The organism is Henriciella algicola (assembly GCF_003576245.1).
GTDB lineage: Bacteria > Pseudomonadota > Alphaproteobacteria > Caulobacterales > Hyphomonadaceae > Henriciella > Henriciella algicola.
The window spans coordinates 484,945-504,045 of record NZ_QWGA01000003.1 but is presented as its reverse complement, the minus strand read 5'-3'; the positions used below and the strand labels follow the sequence as shown (position 1 = coordinate 504,045).

General features: G+C 60.8%; 17 protein-coding genes. 15 read left to right on the top strand and 2 right to left on the bottom strand.

Going from position 1 to position 19,101, the window contains the following annotated elements:
- The 4 genes from D1222_RS02915 (at window position 1) to D1222_RS02900 (ending at window position 5,218) form a co-directional block, all read left to right on the top strand.
- Window positions 1-561 carry a hypothetical protein gene (locus D1222_RS02915; protein WP_119452729.1) on the top strand — a complete coding sequence of 187 codons (561 nt, stop codon included), beginning with the start codon at window positions 1-3 and terminating at the stop codon, window positions 559-561.
- A complete protein-coding gene (gene mrdA / locus D1222_RS02910; protein WP_119452728.1) occupies window positions 558-2,477 on the top strand; it encodes a penicillin-binding protein 2 in 1,920 nt (639 codons plus the stop codon). The genes D1222_RS02915 and mrdA overlap by 4 nt, the downstream gene beginning before the upstream one ends.
- Window positions 2,477-3,649, top strand: coding sequence for a rod shape-determining protein RodA (gene rodA / locus D1222_RS02905; protein ID WP_119452727.1), 1,173 nt, complete (start codon window positions 2,477-2,479; stop codon window positions 3,647-3,649). The genes mrdA and rodA overlap by 1 nt, the downstream gene beginning before the upstream one ends.
- A gap of 81 nt (window positions 3,650-3,730) precedes the next feature.
- Window positions 3,731-5,218: a sodium-dependent transporter gene (locus tag D1222_RS02900; RefSeq protein WP_119452726.1), complete on the top strand. Its 1,488-nt coding sequence runs from the start codon at window positions 3,731-3,733 to the stop codon at window positions 5,216-5,218.
- 109 nt (window positions 5,219-5,327) lie between these two features.
- On the opposite strand, the gene pip is transcribed toward D1222_RS02900, so the two are convergent.
- Complete coding sequence (pip, locus tag D1222_RS02895) at window positions 5,328-6,284, bottom strand: prolyl aminopeptidase (protein ID WP_119452725.1); 957 nt, start codon at window positions 6,282-6,284, stop codon at window positions 5,328-5,330.
- Between the two features lie 129 nt (window positions 6,285-6,413).
- Between pip and D1222_RS02890 the strand changes: the two genes are divergently transcribed.
- Entirely contained in the window at window positions 6,414-7,031 is a 618-nt protein-coding gene (locus tag D1222_RS02890; RefSeq protein ID WP_147371803.1) for a hypothetical protein, read from the top strand.
- 15 nt (window positions 7,032-7,046) lie between these two features.
- On the opposite strand, the gene D1222_RS02885 is transcribed toward D1222_RS02890, so the two are convergent.
- On the bottom strand, window positions 7,047-8,708 hold the full coding sequence (locus tag D1222_RS02885; RefSeq protein WP_119452723.1) for a DUF262 domain-containing protein: 1,662 nt from the start codon (window positions 8,706-8,708) through the stop codon (window positions 7,047-7,049).
- 119 nt (window positions 8,709-8,827) lie between these two features.
- Between D1222_RS02885 and D1222_RS02880 the strand changes: the two genes are divergently transcribed.
- From D1222_RS02880 to D1222_RS02835, 10 genes are all read left to right on the top strand, one after another.
- Window positions 8,828-9,682 (top strand): fumarylacetoacetate hydrolase family protein, encoded by an 855-nt coding sequence (locus D1222_RS02880; RefSeq protein ID WP_119452722.1) that lies wholly within the window; start codon window positions 8,828-8,830, stop codon window positions 9,680-9,682.
- 6 nt (window positions 9,683-9,688) lie between these two features.
- Window positions 9,689-10,462 carry a hypothetical protein gene (locus tag D1222_RS02875; protein WP_119452721.1) on the top strand — a complete coding sequence of 258 codons (774 nt, stop codon included), beginning with the start codon at window positions 9,689-9,691 and terminating at the stop codon, window positions 10,460-10,462.
- Between the two features lie 301 nt (window positions 10,463-10,763).
- Window positions 10,764-11,990: an EAL domain-containing protein gene (locus D1222_RS02870; protein ID WP_119452720.1), complete on the top strand. Its 1,227-nt coding sequence runs from the start codon at window positions 10,764-10,766 to the stop codon at window positions 11,988-11,990.
- Between the two features lie 53 nt (window positions 11,991-12,043).
- Complete coding sequence (locus tag D1222_RS02865) at window positions 12,044-12,898, top strand: TIGR01459 family HAD-type hydrolase (RefSeq protein ID WP_119452719.1); 855 nt, start codon at window positions 12,044-12,046, stop codon at window positions 12,896-12,898.
- A 54-nt stretch (window positions 12,899-12,952) separates the two neighbouring features.
- Window positions 12,953-13,384 (top strand): MaoC family dehydratase, encoded by a 432-nt coding sequence (locus tag D1222_RS02860; RefSeq protein ID WP_119452718.1) that lies wholly within the window; start codon window positions 12,953-12,955, stop codon window positions 13,382-13,384.
- Window positions 13,385-13,393: 9 nt separating this feature from the next.
- A complete protein-coding gene (gene ribF / locus D1222_RS02855) occupies window positions 13,394-14,320 on the top strand; it encodes a riboflavin biosynthesis protein RibF (protein WP_119452717.1) in 927 nt (308 codons plus the stop codon).
- Window positions 14,321-14,386: 66 nt separating this feature from the next.
- Complete coding sequence (locus tag D1222_RS02850; RefSeq protein ID WP_119452716.1) at window positions 14,387-14,845, top strand: YbjN domain-containing protein; 459 nt, start codon at window positions 14,387-14,389, stop codon at window positions 14,843-14,845.
- 203 nt (window positions 14,846-15,048) lie between these two features.
- A complete protein-coding gene (gene ileS / locus D1222_RS02845; protein WP_119452715.1) occupies window positions 15,049-17,988 on the top strand; it encodes an isoleucine--tRNA ligase in 2,940 nt (979 codons plus the stop codon).
- A complete protein-coding gene (gene lspA / locus D1222_RS02840; RefSeq protein ID WP_119452714.1) occupies window positions 17,988-18,545 on the top strand; it encodes a signal peptidase II in 558 nt (185 codons plus the stop codon). The genes ileS and lspA overlap by 1 nt, the downstream gene beginning before the upstream one ends.
- 21 nt (window positions 18,546-18,566) lie before the next feature.
- Complete coding sequence (locus D1222_RS02835; RefSeq protein ID WP_119453699.1) at window positions 18,567-19,058, top strand: DUF3035 domain-containing protein; 492 nt, start codon at window positions 18,567-18,569, stop codon at window positions 19,056-19,058.
- The last annotated feature ends 43 nt before the right edge of the window (window positions 19,059-19,101 follow it).

The following is a 19,101-nucleotide window of genomic DNA, read 5'->3' as shown; positions in this document are numbered from 1 at the left end:
ATGGCAAGACGCCGCAAGTCTGAACGTCTCTCTGCCATTGCTGGTATCTGGGCCGAAACCGGCCCGACGAGCCGCTTCCTCATTGGCACGCTCATCGTCGCTGCCATCGGCCTGATCGGTCTTACTCCGAAAACGCTCTTCGATACCGAACTGGTCTGGCCATACGCCTCTCTCGTTGCCGCCATTGGTTGGGGGCGCAGCGGTCTTGGCTTCCGGCCAATGGTGGTGCTCGTGATCTTCGGACTGGCGCAGGACGTCAGCGCCTATGCGCCGCTTGGCTGTTTCGGCTTCATCAATCTGGCCGCCTATGGCGCAAGCTCGCTCATCGCGCGCAGTTTTGACCGGGAGCGCAATCCGCTGATCAGCACGGTCGCGCCCGTCGTGCTTTATGCAGTCTCATTCATACTCGTCTGGCTGTTTGCGAGCTTCTCAGGCAACCACCTCGTTCAGCTGTCGCCACTGGTGAATGTGTTTGTAGTCACGTATATTCTGCATATCCTTACAGCACCCGTCTTTGACCTTGGCCGTAGGGTCGGCCCACTCGCGGGAAGCATGTCATGAGCAGTGAACTCGACTTCGAATCCAGGCTCAACCGGCGCACCATCATCACAGGTGCGGCTGGCGGTGTCATGTTTTCTGGCCTGGTCGCCCGCCTTGTCCAGCTGCAGCTCTTTGAGGGCGAGCGCTACAAGGAAATCGCGAATGAGAATGGCGTAAAGCTCGACCTTGCGCCGCCAATCCGCGGTGCGATCTATGACCGCTTTGGTGTTCCGCTTGCCTCGCATCGTCAGGCAGGTCGCGTTTCCATTGTTCGCGAGCAGACCGCGGATATGGATGCGACCCTCGCAGAAATTGCGCGCCATATCGATCTGCCGATGGATGAGCGCCAGCGCGTGATCCAGCAGGCGCGTAGCCAAGCCTCTTTCCAGTCGACCATCGTCAAGAGTGAGCTCACCTATGAAGAGTTCGCCCGCATGACGCTGCTGGCAGCTGATATGCCGGGCGTTCGCGCTGACATGGCGGCAACGCGTTCCTATCCGCGCGGCCGCGACCTTGCGCATGTGCTGGGCTATGTGGCGAAGGCAAGCTCTGACGACCTGTCACGTCTGACAGAGAATGCATCGCCGGAAGAAGCCTCGCTGCTGGCGCGCCTCTTCCGCCACCCGGATATGCGCACGGGCCGTTCCGGCATTGAGCGTGCGGCGGAGACATGGCTGCGCGGAGAGCCGGGCTTCCGCCGTCTCGAGACAAATGCTGCTGGCCGCGTCATCCGCGAACTGGAAAGCGAAGACCTCGCGCCGACCCCGGGCCGCGACATCGGACTCACCATCGATGCGGAGCTCCAGCGCGCCGCCATTGATCGCTTCGGTGATGAAAGCGGCGCGGCTGTCGTGCTGGATATTGAGACGGGCGCAATCCTCGCCTTCGTGTCGACCCCCGCCTTCGATCCGAACGACTTCGTGAACGGCATTTCCTATGCCGATTACAATGAGCTGCGTGAGAATGACCGCTCACCGCTCTACCACAAGGCATATGACGGCACCTATCCGCCGGGCTCCACCTTCAAGATGGTCGTCGCGACGGCTGCGCTGGAAGCGGGGATCAACCCGGATCAGCGCGTCCACTGCAATGGCTATTATCGCTTCGGTAACCGTACATGGCACTGCTGGAAGCGCGGCGGCCACGGCAATGTCGACATGCACTGGGCCATGAAGGGCAGTTGCGACGTCTATTTCTATGAGATTGCGCGCCGCGTGGGAGTCGAACACCTGGCTGACGTCTCGCGCCGCTTTGGCTTCGGGCAGGTCTGGGATCTTGGCCTTACGGGCGGACGCGGTGGCACCGTGCCTGATGATGCGTGGAAACGCGCGGCCCTCGGTGAGCCATGGTATGAAGGTGAAACGCTGAACTACGGCATCGGGCAGGGCTACCTCTCCACCTCGCCGCTCCAGCTGGCCCTCATGTCTGCGCGCATCGCGGCAAAGGGCAGGCTGATCGAGCCATACATCATCGGCGAGGGCCCACGCCCGGACAAACCGATCCCGTATGCAGAGCCGCTCGACCCCGATCACATGCAACGCATGATGGACGGCATGTACGGCGTGACCTCAGAAGCAGGCGGTACGGCGTGGCGCTCAGGCGACCTTGGCCTTGGCGGACCGCGCCTTGCTGGCAAGACAGGTACCGCGCAGGTGCGCCGCATCTCCGAAGCCGAACGACGCTCGGGCGTGCTCAAGGGTGAGGAGATCGCCCGCCGTCTTCGCGACCACGCACTGTTCGTCGCCTATGCGCCTGCGGACGATCCGAAGTACGCCATCTCCGTCGTGGTCGAGCATGGTGAGGGCGGCTCCAGTACCGCTGCGCCGGTTGCCCGCGATATCCTCGCGACCGCAATCAAGCGCGACTCTCGCGCCGCCGCCCGCTGGCAGCAGACGGCTTCTGCGCCGCGCACCGGCAATAGCGGGGGCACACCATAATGGCGCGAGCTGCGCGCGCCTCTGCCATTAGATTTGAAGACCGGACCTTTGCAGGGACGCTGGGCGAGCTGCCTTGGGGGCTGGTCCTGATGTTGATCACCGTCGCCTGTATCGGCACGGCGGCGCTTTATTCCTCGACATTCACAAACCCCGAAGAGGCTGGCCTTCCGGCCCGTCACGCGGTGCGCTTCGCCATTTCGCTCGGCATCCTCTTTGTCATCGCACTCGTGCCAATCGGCATCTGGCTCAGGGCTGCGTGGCCGGCTTATTTCGTGACATTGGCCATGCTGATCGGTGTGGAGCTGTTCGGCCTGACGAGGGGCGGGGCGACGCGTTGGTTGCAGCTTGGCCCGATTGGCGTCCAGCCGTCAGAGTTCATGAAGCTTGCGCTCACGCTCGCGCTGGCGCGCTACTACCATAACAATCTTACCTTCCAGTCCGGTCGGTTCTTCATCCACCTGCCGGCGCTCTTCATTATCATTGTCCCGGCGGCGCTCATCTTCAAACAACCTGACTTCGGGACGACGCTGGCGCTCATCGCATCTGGCGCCGTCCTCATCTTCCTCGCGGGTCTCTACTATCGCGTCATCGCTGCTGTCTTCGTTGCCGGCCTCGCAAGTGTGTGGCCGATCTACATGTTCGTGTTGCAGGACTATCAGCGAGAGCGCGTGAACACATTCCTTGCCCAGTTGACCGGTCAGGCCGTGAACACGCTCGACGATGGCTACCAGATCGAGCAGGCGAAAATCGCCATCGGGTCTGGCGGCTGGCAGGGTAGGGGCTTCATGGAAGGTACCCAGGCCCAACTCGACTATATCCCCGAACAGCACACAGACTTCATCCTGACCGTGATCGCAGAAGAGTTCGGCTTTCTCGGCGCGACAGGGCTTCTGCTTCTCTGGGCGGTTATTCTCGCTTGGGGGCTTGTGATTGCGGGACGTTCGGCCTCGATCTTTGGCCGGTTCGCGGCTGTTGGCTGCGTCGCAACAGTCGCCTTCTTTATCCTGTTCAACGTCGCGATGGTGCTGGGGCTGGTGCCGGTTGTCGGGGTGCCGCTTCCGCTCGTATCCTATGGTGGTACGGTGATGTTCACGACAATGGCGTGTTTTGGCATCCTCCTTTCCGTGCACCTTGGCCGCGACGAGCGGCTCAGCACGCAGGGGATGATTTGACCTCTGTGTGGACAGCTGCGTTGACCTTTGTCCCACTAAAGCTAGTGTCCGGCAAAATTCATTTCACGAGGGGAGCAGATAATGGAAATTGGCCGCAAAACTGAGACATGGGGGTCGAAATTCGGCTTCATCATGGCCGCCGTCGGCTCATCGGTAGGTCTCGGTAATTTCTGGCGGTTTCCATATACCGCAGGTGAAAATGGGGGCGGTGCCTTCATCATCATCTACCTGCTCTGCGTTGCCTTTGTGGGTCTTCCGCTTCTGATGGCGGAATATTCGATGGGCCGGAAATCCGGCATGTCGGCCATTGAAGGCGTCCAGTCGCTGGCTCGCGCAGAATCAAAATCCCTGAACTGGGGCATTGTTGGCTGGGTCGGTACGATCACAGCCACCTTCATTCTCAGCTTCTACGTCGTCATTTCCGCCTGGCTCATGGCTTTCACGCTGCAGGCGCTTGGCGGCAATTTCACCGGGATGGATGCGGCAAGCTCTGGCGCGAACTTCAACAACACGATTGGTCAGGGCGAGCATCCGCTCGTGTCCAAATGGTATATGCTACTTCTGCTCGCCATCTTCCTGATCGCCAATATCGCGGTCGTGGGCCGCGGTGTGAAAGGCGGTATTGAGCGCGCGGCGACCATCCTGATGCCGGCCTTCTTCATCATGCTTGTCGTGGTGGTGGGCTTTGGTCTGGCGACCGGTGACGCTGCCAGCGCCGCAGAATTCCTGCTGACCCCGAAATGGGACCAGGTTGGCTTCAACACCTTCCTCGAAGCGATCGGTCAGGCCTTCTTCTCTATCGGTATCGGCGTCGGCCTGATGATCACCTATGGCGCCTATCTTTCGCGCTCGACCAATATCCCGCGCTCATCCGGTATCGTCGCAGGCTCCGATACGATGGTGGCGCTTGTTGCAGGCTTTGCGATCTTCCCGGTTGTCTTCGCTGCAGGCCTCGACCCTGCCGGCGGCCCAAGCCTCTTCTTCGTGTCGATGCCAGTTGCCTTTGGCTCCATCCCGGGCGGCGCGATCATCGCAGTGGTGTTCTTTGCGCTCGCTCTGTTTGCGGCATTCACCTCGTCCATCTCCCTGCTTGAGGTGTCTGTCTCATGGTTGGAAGAGCGTCAGGGCGTAACCCGTCTTGGCGCAGCGATGGGCATGGGCTTCATCCTGTTCGTCGTCGGCGCGGCCTATGTGTTCTCGCTCGAATATCTCGACTTTGTGGACTTCGTGACCGGCAACATCCTGCTGCCGCTCGGCGGTCTGCTCGCGGTGATCTTCGCCGGCTGGGTCCTGTCACGCGACATGATGACCAGCGAAATCGGCGAAGGCTTCACGATGAATGTCTGGCGCTTCCTGATGCGCTGGTTCGTGCCGGCCTTCCTAGGCTTCGTCCTGTTCTTCGGCTTCTTCGACAAGATCCAGCAGCAATACAACGTGCAGCTGCCGGGCTTCATGACCCAGCTGCTAGGCCCGAACAATGAGCTTGCTCCGGTGGAAGAACTCGACGTTCAGCCACCGGCAGAAGAAACGGAGACCGACGCCGGCGCGGGCTCTGAAACGCTATCCTGAGGGACGAAGCGGTCTGCGTGAGCTCAGGCTCACGCGGCCCGAACCCATACAAACAAAAAAAGGGCGCTCCTGATGGGGCGCCCTTTATCTTTTGGGGTAGACTGCGACTTTAACTGAACTTCTTGGCGAAAGCGCGCGTCGCGGTAATCAGCTGGTCCACTATACCGGGATCAAGGCTGGAGTGGCCTGCATCCGGAACAATGTGAAGCTTCGCGTCAGGCCATGCTTTTGTCAGCTGCCACGCGGTGCCGATCGGGGTCACAACGTCATACCGGCCGTGGACGATGATGCCTGGCACGCCGCCAAGCTTCTCCTTGGCCTGCTTCAATAGCCAGCCATCCTCAGGGAAGAAGCCCTTATTGACGAAGTAGTGGCACTCAATGCGTGCAAACGCGTCGGCGAAGCTGTCTTCTTCAAACTTGGCCGGGCGAGAATCCGGACCCTTGATCGAAATCGTCTCGCCTTCCCAGCACGCCCAGGCCTTGGCCGCTTCGATGCGCGCGCGCCGGTCGCTGCCGGTCAGGCGTTTGTGGAAAGCGGTCAGCAGGTCGCCGCGCTCTTCTTCAGGAATAGGGGTGACATAGCGGTCGAAAGCGTCCGGGAAGATGCGGCTTGCGCCATCCTGGTAGAACCACTGGATCTCTGCCTCGGTGATGAGGAAGATACCGCGCAGGATAAGACCAAGCACGCGCTCTGTGTGGGTCACCGCATAAGAGAGCGATAGGGTCGAGCCCCATGAGCCACCAAACACCACCCATTTATCGACGCCAAGCGCTTCGCGGATGCGCTCCATGTCACTGACCAGCGCCCAGGTATCATTCTCTTCCAGTTCCGAATGAGGCGTGGACCGGCCACAGCCGCGCTGATCGAACAGGATGATGCGATAGAGTTTCGGATCAAAGAAGCGGCGCATCTCCGGACTGGAGCCACCACCCGGGCCACCATGCACACCAATGACAGGGATACCGTCGGGGTTGCCCGATTCTTCCCAATAAATCTCGTGCAGGTCTGAAACCCTCAGGCGGCCTGACCTGTTAGTGTCAATAGGTGGGTAAAGTTTGAGCATCTATAAACCTTGTCTGAACGCTTACCGCTGTATGTGAACTAGATTGGCATAAGGGTCTGGACGTCAAAACTCCAACCTGTATGTGTAAACGCAGTAAAAGTATTAAGACCGCACGGGTCGTACCAGTATATGAAACCTCTTCTTTTCTGTCTTGCAACTCTGGCGCTGACTGGCTGCACCACAGTTTCGATGGTCTCCAAACAGGCAATCGTCGAGACAGAACTGACTGAGCAACAATCTGAAGTCCGCGAACGTGCAGAAGCCTTCGAAGCTATGGCGGCAGATGAAGGTTGGGTCATGCAGTCAGGCGGCCTGTCGGGCCTCGCTGACATGCTCTTCGGGGCCGATCAGTCTGCCGCGGACGTGACGTCGCAAAGCTATGCGCAGACCATCGCGGCCTCGGCCGAGGAACCTGCAGCTATTTTCGCGACTGTAGAGGCCGATGCGGCCACAGCTGCCCGCAGCCTTCAGGAACTTGATCTCATCGCGACGGCCCTGCTGGAGTCAGGCGAGGTGCAGCGCGCAGATCTGATTAGCTTTGAAAGCGCCCTTGTGACTGCTCAGAAATGCTATCGTAGCTTCGCTGAAGCGACGGGCGTGGTTGAAGGCGAAGCAAGCCGGGAGCGTCGCGAAACCGAGGCGGCTCTACGCGTGCTGGCAAATGTCATCGATGGCGCGCGAATTTCTGCTGACCAGATGGCTGCGGCCTATGCAGCGAACGACACGACTGGCGAGACGCTGAGCTAGTTCCGCTTTACCTGATCAGCCGAGCGGCTCAGGAAACCAGACTCCCATCAGAATATCGACAAGCTGCTCTGTGCGCTCGCGCACATCATCCGGCGTCCAGGTTTCTCGCCCGCGCAAGTCCTCTGTCAGCGCGAACACCCTGACGCCGTCAGCGAAATAGAGCTTCTTCTTCTCGCGAAACTCGAGCCTGTCCGCGATCCTGTTCACATGGCGCGGCACGATGACGAAATTGCCGGCCGTCTCTGCCAATTCCCGCTGCACGGCTGCGCTCGGCCAGATGCGGTTCCAGTGGCTCTCTTCTGGTACGATGCGCGGCAAGACGTGTTCGACGCTTGCATCCTCATCCGAAGAAATCTGCTGGCCGTTTTCAAGCGCGGCATTCAGGCGAAGTGCGACAGCTCTTCGCTGCATGAAATTGACGAACCGGCCCGTTAGCCGCTCGCGGATCCGGCGTTTGTCCTCCCGCGAGAAATTGAGCGGTCCGTTGCGATGGAAAAGCGGTTTCCCGTCCAGGATGGCCTTGGTCAGGCGCGCATACTGCTTGCGGCGGGCGTCACTGTTCGTGACGTACAGCATCATGACAAAGCCGAACCGCTCCAGCAGGCTGAAGAACTCTGCCGCTTCTGCGCCATTCTCGCGCTGGCGGTAGAGATAGGCCAGCGCGGGTACGCGCCAGAGATGGTGGTCCAGCAGCCGCAGATGGTTGATGGGGCTGCGCACGGCTTCACTAAAGGCGCCATAGTCCGGCTCACCGCGCAGGATAGCGTTGTAGGTGCTCACATAGTCCGGCAGGTGTTCGTCCAGGAATGTGCGCGCATCGACCTTGGAAAGCACGGCTTTCGAGAACTCCGCCGTGACCTTGCCCTTGGAGCTTCGCGAATAGAGTTGGCGGATATAGTTGAGTAGATCGTCCAGCCCGTTCGCGCCCAGCTTTGACTCATGGTCCAGCCATCGGCGCGCATGGGCGCTGGCCTCATCTTCGGTGAAGTCGCCGCGCTGCAGGATTTCTGTCTTGATGATGTCGTGCGTATTCGGCGCCTTGCCGCGCGTGTTCAGAACGCGGAACACGTCATAGCCGCCATCCCAGTCGGGCACGACGACACGCACCAGCATGATCCTGTCACGGATCGTCTCGAAGAGCTGCCTGCGTTGGCTAGCGCTTAGGCGTGAGAGGTGGCTCTCGATGAGGTCGAGATTGGTCGACATACGACCGTGATTGGTGGCTTGGCCCGCTTCGGCATCTCGTTGCCGGGTCGCGCCTTCGGTCTGCACGGCCTCACGGAAATAGGGGGTGTCGATGTGGTTCAGCGTCAGGCGCCAGGCATTGTCATCACCGTGATTGGCCCGGTCGGGGTCACCAATCATCGTGTGCGCCAGCGCTTTGTAGTGCGGATCGGTTTCCAGATCGCGCAGCACGGCAAGGATCATCGAGAGCGTGGTCAGGCGCTGCTGACCATCGACGACGAGGAAATTGCGATCATCCATCTCCACCAGAACGATAGCGCCGATGAAATGGTGCTTGCCTCGGCTCGCTGCGCGCCAGAGGTCGCTCAGCAATTCGCCAACTTCATCGCCCTGCCAGGCATAGCTACGCTGATAGGGCGGCATCCGGAGAAGAATACCCGGAGCGAGAATAGCCGACAGGCTGCATTCGCGTGCCCTGATCCCGGATTCCATTGCACTCCCGGAAATTCATACTAGACCTGAACGCCATCGTTAGAGGTGTATTGGCCGGGTAGAAACCTGCTACTGGCGCAACTCATCCGATTTCCATTGAAGGGAGGCAGATAAGCCACATGAGATGGGCAAATTTTGATCACGAAGGCGACGTCTGGTGCGGTCTTGTCGAGGGTGAGGCTGTCCTCGTAGCGGCGCGCGGCTGTCTAAGCCAGCACCTCGGCGACCTGCCAACGCTCGAGACGGCCGCCCGCAACGGGACGAAGCTTGCGCTGTCCGATGTGAAGCTGCGCCAGCCCATTATCAGACCGGGCAAGATCCTCGCCATCGGTCTCAATTACGCCGCTCATGTCGCCGAAAGCGTCAGCTTCATCTCGAACGACAAGCCGGAAGTGCAGAAGTGGTTCAACAAGCAGTCGACCGCCGCAAATGGCCCGGACGCGCCGATCCACGTGCCGAAAGTCTCCGAGCAGCTCGACTATGAGGCAGAACTCGTCCTCGTCATTGGCAAGTATGGCCGCCACGTCCCGAAGGAGAGGGCGTTCGATATCATTGCAGGGGTCAGCTGCGGCTGTGACTGCTCGGTGCGTGATTGGCAGAAGGCGAGCCCGACCATGATCATGGGCAAGGGTTTCGACACCCACGCGCCATTCGGCCCGCACCTCGTCACGCTGGACGAGCTGGGCGATCTCGGCCCGCTTGCCATTCGCGGCTACGTCAATGATGAACTGCGTCAGGAAGCCAAGCTCTCGGACATGGTCCACACGATTGAGGAGCAGATTGCCCACCTCACTGCCGCCTTCACGCTGGAGCCGGGCGATGTGATCTTCACCGGCACGCCTGCCGGTGTTGGCGCAGGCCACACGCCGCCGAAATGGCTGAGACCGGGCGACAGGGTCCGCGTCGAGATCGAGAATGTCGGAACGCTGGAGAACCCGGTGATCGCCGAACCTGATACGATGAGGATCGGCTGACCGCCCATGCGCGCTCCCCTTATCCTTTCGGTTCTCGTTCTTCTTCTGGCGGGCTGCGATATGCGCGGGCCTGAACTGCCAGGCCGTATCAATGCGACCGAAGAGGTCGCCCCGCCTCAGCGCGAGGTGCGCCCTGCAGATTTTGCGATACAGCCCTGCAGCCGGTCTGCGACCTCCATCTGCCTGTTCGCGCGGGCAGGGGGCAAACGCCTCCTCTTCGGCGCACCCGCAGGTGTTGGAAACGAGTTATCGAGCGCTGAACTTGCCCGCCTCGACGGGCTCTTCCTCTATTCGCTCCGCCCTGAAGATATCGAAGGGCTGGATGAGGTACGCAATCTCAGCTGGCAGGCAGGGCGGCCGGGCCCGCTTTCGGTTAGCGGGCCTTCGGGCACCAGTACAGTAATCGACGGGCTGAACCGCGCCTATGAAGTCTCTGACGCGCTCATCTTCGTTGAGGACGGCGCCCCCGCGGGAGGCTTTGATGCTGCCTTGCTGGAGACGGGGCATGAGGTGGTGGAGGACGCCGTCGTCTTCTATACAGGCGACCTCAAGGTCAAGGCGAGCGTGGGCATGAATGACCGCCTCAGCTACCGCGTCGATTACCGCGATGTGGATGAGAACTGGCACACGCTGGTCATCCAGCCCTGCGGTGCCCCTGATATCGCCCGAAACGACATCGCGGTGGACGTCTCACGTGTCGATATCGCCTGCATTGATGGGGAATTTGGTGGAAGCTGGCCCTTCAAGGGCACGCAGTTCCTGCACATGGATGGTGGCTAGAAAAGCATCGGGGTCCTGCTGGTGCAGGACCCCGGTCTCCCCCGAGACGCCCCCGTCCGGCCAAATTGGCCGCGGACATTCAGGCTTCGGTTCACACATCTTAACTAAAGCGGAAAGGTCCGGCCCGAAAGGGAAAACTGGGGCGCTGGCTGTCAATTATGAAACCTGTGTCATGTTTGCCACGGAGCTTCTCGCCATCTCGCGCATTGGCAACGAGCGCAAATCAGTTCCTATACTACCAATTCGTTAACATTTTGGGGCTTATTGTTAAGCTTCAGCGACGACGGGGCACATCACCAGCATGACCGGAATTCTCTTCATCCTGTACATCGCTCTCGGTAGCGCGCTCGGTTTCGGGCTCGTTTCCTATGCAGGGTTGAGCATTCCTGTCGCCATTGCGCTTGGCGCTGTGACGACCGCGCTGCTTGGCCAGTTCCACCTCCTCTTCTCCCACGTCATCACGGCGGCTGACAGCTCAGACCGGATGGACGCGCTGGAGCTGTCCTACGAGGAAAACGACAAGCGCATGACGCGGATTGAAACGCGCAGCGAAGAAGTCGAAGCCTCCCTCAAGAGTGAGCTATCTGAGCGCCGCGACGCCCTCGTCACAGAGATGCGCCAGCTTGAGGGCCTCATCGACCGCCTCGCCAAGAGCTTCGAGACCAAGCTGTCGCGTGAAACGAGTGAGCCCATCGCGCCGCAGGATGATGCCCTGCTGCGCACCGTAAAGGCCGCGCTTCAGGATGGCCGCGTTGACCTTCACCTTCAGCCGATCGTGTCGCTGCCCCAGCGCCGCGTCGCCTTCTATGAAGGCTTCACCCGCCTTCGTGAGGCGGATGGCTCTATCCTGCTGCCTGCCGACTTCCTCGATGCCGCCCGCCGTGCCCGCCTGCTGGGTGTGCTCGACAATATGCTCCTGTTCCGCTGCGTGCAGATCGTTCGCCGTCTCGCAGAGCGCGACCGCCGCGTCGGTGTCTTCTGCAACATCTCGCCGAACTCGCTCACCGACCCGCAATTCTTCCCGCACTTTCTGGAGTTCATGAAAGAGAACCGGGACCTTGCAGGTGCGCTGATCTTTGAGATTCCGGCGGATCGCTTCGAGAACCGCTCGCGCCAGATGCGTGAGGGAATGGAAAAGCTGATCCAGCTTGGCTTCCGTTTCTCCATCGACCATGCGAGCGACCTTGCCCTCGACCTGCCGCGCCTTCAGGAATCGGGCGTGCGCTTTGTGAAGGTGAACGGTGACACGCTGATCGAACAGCTGCGGGACCCGTCCGGACCGCGTCCTGTGTCCAATATCAATCGTCGTCTGTCTGGAGAGGAAGTCGCCGCCGTCTGCTCTCGCTTCGGCGTGACCCTCATCGCAGAGAAGATGGAAGAAGAAGTCAGCGTCGTCGAAATCCTCGAATACGACATTCCGTTCGGCCAGGGGCATGTCTTTGGCGCGCCAAAGCCGATCAAGTCGTCCCTGATGCAGGAAACGGCCCCGCCGCAGGATTTCATCGACCGCCTGTCTGCCTTTGGCTGAGCGCGCGCACATCCGGTTTGACCGGACATGCCCTGCCATCTAACTGACCGGCCATGACGAAACCTCAGCATATTTCCGGTCTCGGTGAGATCGCCGAAAAATACGACACGATCCTCTGCGATGTCTGGGGCGTGATCCATAATGGCCGCAAGGCATTCGAGCCGGCCTGCGAGGCACTGGTGAAGTTCCGCGAAGCCGGCGGGACAGTCGTTCTCATCACCAATGCGCCCGTGCCGAAGCAGCAGGTCATCTCCTACTTCCGTCCGATGGGCGTGCCGGATGCGGTCTTTGATGATTGCGTATCTTCCGGCGATGCGACGCGCGATGAGCTTTCGCGCCGCCGCGATGAGAAGATCTGGCGCCTCGGCGTCGATAGCGGCTGGGAGCGGGACAAATTCCTCTACGAAGGGCTCGACCTTAATTTCGCCTCCCCGGAAGATGCCGAAACAGTTCTCTGCGTTGGCCTCGAGGATGAAAAGAAAGACGATCCTGAAGCCTACCGCGAAGAGCTGAAACTCGGCGCAAAGCGCGGCCTGCCGATGATCTGCGCCAATCCGGACATCAAGGTGCGTGTGGGCGACCAGCTTATCTGGTGCGCGGGCGCACTCGCCGCGATCTATGAGGAAGAGGGCGGCAAGGTCATCTATCCTGGCAAGCCGCATGAGCCGATCTACCGCCTCTCTCTTGCGCGCGCCGCAGAGATTGGCGGCAAGGCGCCTGAAAGCGTCCTTTGTATCGGCGATAGTCCGGCAACTGACATGCGCGGTGCCGCAGATCAGGGCTTTGATGGCCTCTATGTTGGCACGGGCCTCGCAGAGCATGGCAATGACTTCGAAAGCGAACTCGAAGTCCTTCTGTCGGAGTATGACGCTGAGGCCCGCTGGGCCATGCCAGCCCTAAGGTGGTGACGAAACGTCCCGCCCATTGTAACAGACCGGAAAAATAGCTTCGGAGATACCCGCATGAATGCGAAGGATGGATACAAGTTTGAGGAACTCAGCGTCGGCATGGCGCATGAGACCGTCCATACGATTACGGCTGAAGACATCGACCTCTTCGCCAAGGTGTCGGGTGACTACAACCCCATCCACATGGATGAGGAGTATGCCAAGAAGACCCCTTTCGGTCAGCGCATCGCGCATGGTGCCCTGACCGCGTCCTATATCTCCGGCATCCTTGGCAATGATCTGCCAGGCCCGGGTGCAATCTTCACCCATCTCGAAATGCGCTTCCGCCGCCCGGTCTTCATTGGCGACACGGTCACGGCCCGCGCTGAGATCACTGAGATGTTCGAGCGCGGTAATCGCGTGACGCTCAAGATTACCTGCCTCGTCAAAGACAAGCCCGTCGTGGCTGGTGAGGCCAAGGTCATGGTTCCGAGCAAGGAGGCGTAAGGCGCGCTGATGGCGGTTCATGCCGACTATCGCAATCTGCCTGCCTCGGCGCGCGGTTATTCCGTGGCGCTTGGTAATTTCGACGGCGTGCATCCCGGCCACCGTGCTGTAATCGATGCCGCTCGCGTTGAGGCGCACCCGCTTGGTGTTGCGACGTTCGAGCCGCCGCCGCGCGCCTTCTTCCGGCCGAACGATCCGCCATTCCGCCTCTACCGGCCGGCCCGGCGCAATGCCCGCCTGATCGGGCTTGGCGCGAAGGCTGTGTTCGAGCTTCCGTTTAACGGCCAGATGGCGTCGATGACCGATGAGGAGTTCTGCCGCCACGTATTGCATGAAGGTCTGGGCGTCAGCCATGTCGCGGTCGGCTTCGACTTCCGCTTCGGCCGTGGGCGCATGGGGGATGCTGACAGGCTGTCATCGCTTGGCCGCTCCTTCGGTTTCGATGTAACCGTGGTCGAGAAAGTCGAAGGCCCCGAAGCCATCAAGGCTTCCTCCACAGCCATCCGCGAAGCCCTCATCGCCGGTGAGCCGCAGCGCGCTGCAGAGATGCTCGGCCATGACTGGATCGCGGATGGCCATGTGGAAAAGGGCGAGCAGCGCGGGCGCACCATCGGCTTTCCGACAGCGAACATCCGCCTCGGCTCGCTGATCCATCCGCGCCACGGTGTCTATGCCGTGCGTGCGCGTATTGCGGGCACGGGGGACTGGCTGGATGGCGTCGCCAATTTCGGTCGCACGCCAACGACGGGCCTGCGTGATCCGCTGCTCGAAACCTACATCTTCGATTTCGACCGGGACATTTACGGCCAGTATCTCGAGGTCGCGCTTGTCCGCTTCCAGCGGCCCGAAGCGCATTTCCCGTCGCTGGACGACATGGTCGAGCAAATGCACCGCGACAAGGAAGAGGCGCGCCGCCACCTGTCCGCAGGTCGCTAGCAACTCCTGACTTTCTGTCCCGTTCGTATAATTAAGTCAGGACGCACAGTCGAAGGGACACCCAGAATGAAACCAGTCTATGCGGTTGCCGCAATGCTCACGCTCGCCGGAGCGGCCAGTGCGCAGGCGACGGTCCAGTCCGTCACCCTGCAGGACCTTGAGCGCTTTGCGACCGATGCGGGCCACGAAGTCGTCGCCTTTGGAGAGACGACGGAGAACTCCCTTCGCGCCGAGACGCCAAACGGTGTCACCTATTACATGGAAGGGACCGCCTGCGACGATGGTGCCTGCCGCGGCATCATCATGAGTTCACGCTTTCAGGCGACCGATGCGGTCACGCTGGACAAGGTGAACCGGGCAAATCTGGAGCGCGCAGCGGTCAGCGTCTGGCGTCTGGAAGAGTCGGTCGGTGTCTCGCGCTATGTGATCCTCGATGGCGGGATGAGTGAAGCGAACATCAAGATCAATCTCGACAATTTCCTCGCCATCGTTCCCGGCGTCGTCGAGTACTTCTTCGAGCAGTAGGGCTGTGCCCGCCTTTGGCGGGTGACACATTGCAGGCTGCCTGCTAGAGGCTTCGCCCATGATGTATGGCGTTCCCGCTTTCATAATTCGAATTAGCCGCCCGGCGGCGTGCTGATCTGCCCTTGGGCAGGTGAAGCGCGGTGCCGGGGCCTTGCTATTTCCGCTTGCAACCGACCTGCTAATTCGAGACTGACTTACCTGCTATGACCGACGACACCAAGACAGCCGCGAACGACTATCGCGACACGCTATTCCTGCCGAAAACCGAATTCCCGATGCGCGGCGGCCTGCCCAAGGCAGAGCCGAAATGGATCGAGCGCTGGGACGAGATGCGCCTCTATGATCGCATGCGCGAAGAGGCAAAGGCGCGCGGCGCAAAGCCCTTCATCCTGCATGACGGCCCACCCTATGCGAACGGCCCGATCCACCTCGGCACCGCCATGAACAAGATCCTCAAGGACCTTGTTGTACGCGGCCACCAGATGCTGGGCTATGACGCCTCCTACATCCCGGGCTGGGACTGTCACGGCCTGCCGATCGAGTGGAAAGTGGAAGAAGAGTTCCGCTCCAAGGGACGCGGCAAGGATGACGTGCCGGGTGACGAGTTCCGCGCCGCCTGCCGCGCCTATGCGGCCAAATGGATCGAGGTCCAGAAGCAGGGCTTCCGCCGCTGCGGGGTAGAGGGTGACTGGGACAACCCATACCTCACCATGAACTTTGAGTCCGAAGCCGCCACGGTTCGCGAGTTCCTCTCGGTCGCCATGTCCGGCCGCCTCGTGCGCGGCTCCAAGCCGATCATGTGGTCTCCGGTAGAGCGCACGGCCCTCGCCGAAGCCGAAGTCGAATACCACGACCGCAAGGTCCCGGTGATCTGGGTGAAGTTCCCCGTTCAGGGCGAAGACTTCTCTGTTGTCATCTGGACGACAACACCGTGGACGATCCCTGCAAACCAGGCGGTCAGCTTCAATCCGAACATCTCCTACGGCCTCTATGAGGTCGAAACCGTGATGAGCGAGGAAGAGCTCGGCTTTGCGCCATTCGCAGCGCCCGGCGACAAGTATGTGCTGGCCGACGCCCTCGCTGAAGCCGTGATGGACAGCGCGAAGGTCTCCGGCTTCAAGCGCGTCAGCGATATCGACCCAAAGGGCTGGACGCTCTCGCACCCGCTGAACGAGCTGTCTGACTTCTACAAGCATGACGTGCCGATGCTTGCCGGCGACCACGTCACTGACGATGCCGGTACGGGCTTCGTGCACACCGCGCCTGCCCATGGTGAGGACGACTTCCTCGTCTGGATCGCGAATGGCCACACAGCCAGCGATATCCGCGACATCGTCAATGAGGACGGCGTCTATGAGCATCCCGAGCTGCCAGAGGCGCTGCAGGGGCTCGATATCATCCGCACTTCCGGCAAGAAGCGCGGTGAGCAGGGCAAGGCCAATCAGGAAGTCATGCGCCTGCTGACTGAGGCGGGTAACCTCCTCTCGCGCGGTGTGACCGTGATCCGCGATGCGCACTCCTGGCGCTCCAAGGCACCGGTCATCCGCCGGGCAACCCCGCAATGGTTCATCGCCATGGACAAGCCGGGTGCGAATGGCACCGCGCCGCTGCGCGATCTGGCGCTGAAGGCGCTGGAAGACACCGGCTTTGTGCCGCCGCAGCTGCGCAACCGTATCACCTCGATGGTCGCCGACCGTCCTGACTGGCTCATCTCGCGCCAGCGTAACTGGGGCGTGCCGATCACGCTTCTGGTCAGCCCTGACGGTGAGCCGCACACCTACGCACTGCCAGAAGACAAGGCGCTAGAGGTCAACAAGCGCATCCTCGATGCCATCGCGGCTGAAGGCGTTGAGGCATGGTTTTCGGCTGAGCCTGCCAAATTCCTCGACGGCATTGCTGATCCGGCAGGCTGGGAAAAAGTCACCGACGTGCTCGACGTCTGGTTCGACTCTGGCACCACCCACGCCTTCACCCTGCGCGATCGCGGCATCATCGATGAGAAGACCGGCCAGGCCGACGTCTATCTCGAAGGCTCTGACCAGCACCGCGGCTGGTTCCAGTCCTCGCTTCTCGAGAACTGTGCAACGCGCGGTATGGCACCCTACAAACAGGTCGTCACCCACGGTTTCATCGTCGATTCCGAGGGCAAGAAGATGTCGAAATCCCTCGGCAACACGGTTGAGCCGCAACAGGTCGCTGACCAGTTCGGCATCGAAATCCTACGCCTCTGGACTGCGTCTTCGGACTTCACCGAAGACCTGCGTATCTCTGACGATATCCTGAAGACGAACGCCGAATCCTATCGCCGACTGCGCAATACGCTGCGCTACCTTCTCGGTGCGCTCGACGGCTATGACGAGGCCGAAGCAGTCGACGCCAGGGACATGCCCGGCCTTGAGCGGTGGGTGCTGCACCGCCTTGCTGAAAGCGACGCACTGGTTCGCAAGTCCTATGCGGCCTTCGACTTCAAGCGCGTCATGTCGGCCATGCTGAACTTCTGCGGCGTGGACCTGTCGGCGATCTATTTCGATATCCGCAAGGACAGCCTCTACTGCGATGCGCCGTCCGATATCCGCCGCCGCTCGACCCGCACGGTCATGGCGCTGGTGCTGGAACGTCTTCTGGCGTGGCTTGCCCCGATCATGCCGTTCACGACCGAAGAAGCCTTCCTGATGAGCCATATCGCAGGCAAGGCTGACAGCGTGCACCTTCTGACCTTCCCGCAGACCCCCGACAGCTGGCTCGACGCTGCCCATGCCGCGCGCTGGGAGCAGATCTTCAAGGTCCGCCGCGTCGTCACTGGCGCGCTGGAAGTCGAGCGCCGCGAAAAGCGCATCGGCGCCTCACTGGAAGCGGCCCCCGAAGTCTACATCCAGGATACCTCGCTGATCGAAGCCTTTGATGGCGAAAGCCCGGCCGACATCTTCATCACCTCCGGCGCAAAGCTGATCGAGGGCGCGGGCACACTGGCTGCCTATCACCTCGATGATACGCCGGGCGTTGCTGTGCTTCCGAAGAAGGCTGACGGCGTCAAATGCGCCCGCAGCTGGAAGTATTTCGATCCGAAAACCGCTGATCCGGCCTATCCGGACATCACACCGCGCGACGCAGAAGCTGTCCGCGAAATCAGGGAAGCTAACTGATGAACGCTGCCGGGCATGTCTGGAGATGGGCGGCGCTGATCGCTCTGGTGATCATTGCCGACCAGCTCACCAAATGGGTGGTTCTGGAAACCCCGGCCTTCAACGCGCTCGGCTGTCTCGATCCGACCATTCGCTGTGGCCGGATCGAGCTCTCATCCGTCTTTGACCTCACCATGTTGTGGAACCGCGGCATCAGCTTCGGCACCTTTCAGTCTTCCGGCATCATGCGCTGGATCCTGGTGCTGGTGACGACTGGCATCGCGGTTGGTTTTGCCTACTGGCTCACACGGGCAGAACGCTGGTTCACGGCGCTCTCGCTGTCCCTCGTCATCGGCGGGGCGGTCGGGAATCTCATTGACCGCGTCCGCTTTGGCGCTGTCGTCGACTTCCTCGATTTTTCGGGGCCATGGTTCGGCACCTATATCGGCGGCGTCGCTGTTGGCTTTCCGTGGGTTTTCAATATTGCTGACGCGGCAATTACTGTCGGCGCGCTCTTGCTGTTTCTCGATCAGTTTTTAATGTCGCGCTCTAAACCGGATGAACGCAATCCCGCTTGAATGGAGTGGAGAGACATGAAGATGGCGCCTAAACAATCGATCCTGACCGCGGCCGCAATGAGCATGCTGCTCGCCGCCGGTGGCTGTTCCATCCTTCCAGGTGGTGGCGGCTCCAGCAACGCCGGCCCTGATGAGTTCCGTGTTGTGACGAAAGCGCCGCTTTCGGTCCCGCCGGAATACAATCTTCGTCCGCCGCGCGCTGGTACATCTGTTCCGGTTGAAGCAGACGCTTCGCGCGACACGACGGTTGCCGCTTTCGGTACCCAGCTCGGCGCCGATGCCAGCGCAGCAGAGCGCGCGCTCGTCACCGCAGCAGGTGCGAACGCCGTTAATCCACGCATCCGCTCCATCGTCGACTATGAAGAAGGCGGCCTCGTGCGCAAGACGCCAGAGGATTCCGACCAGATCATCTCTTACACCGGCGACGGCACGGTTTCTGACAGCGCCACGGGCGACCAGCCTGTTTCCATCCAGCGCGGCAGCGGGGAGCGGATCAAACTTCCAGGCACGTAAGCCAAAATCCTACATGCCAAAAAAACCAGACAGCTTTACGGAG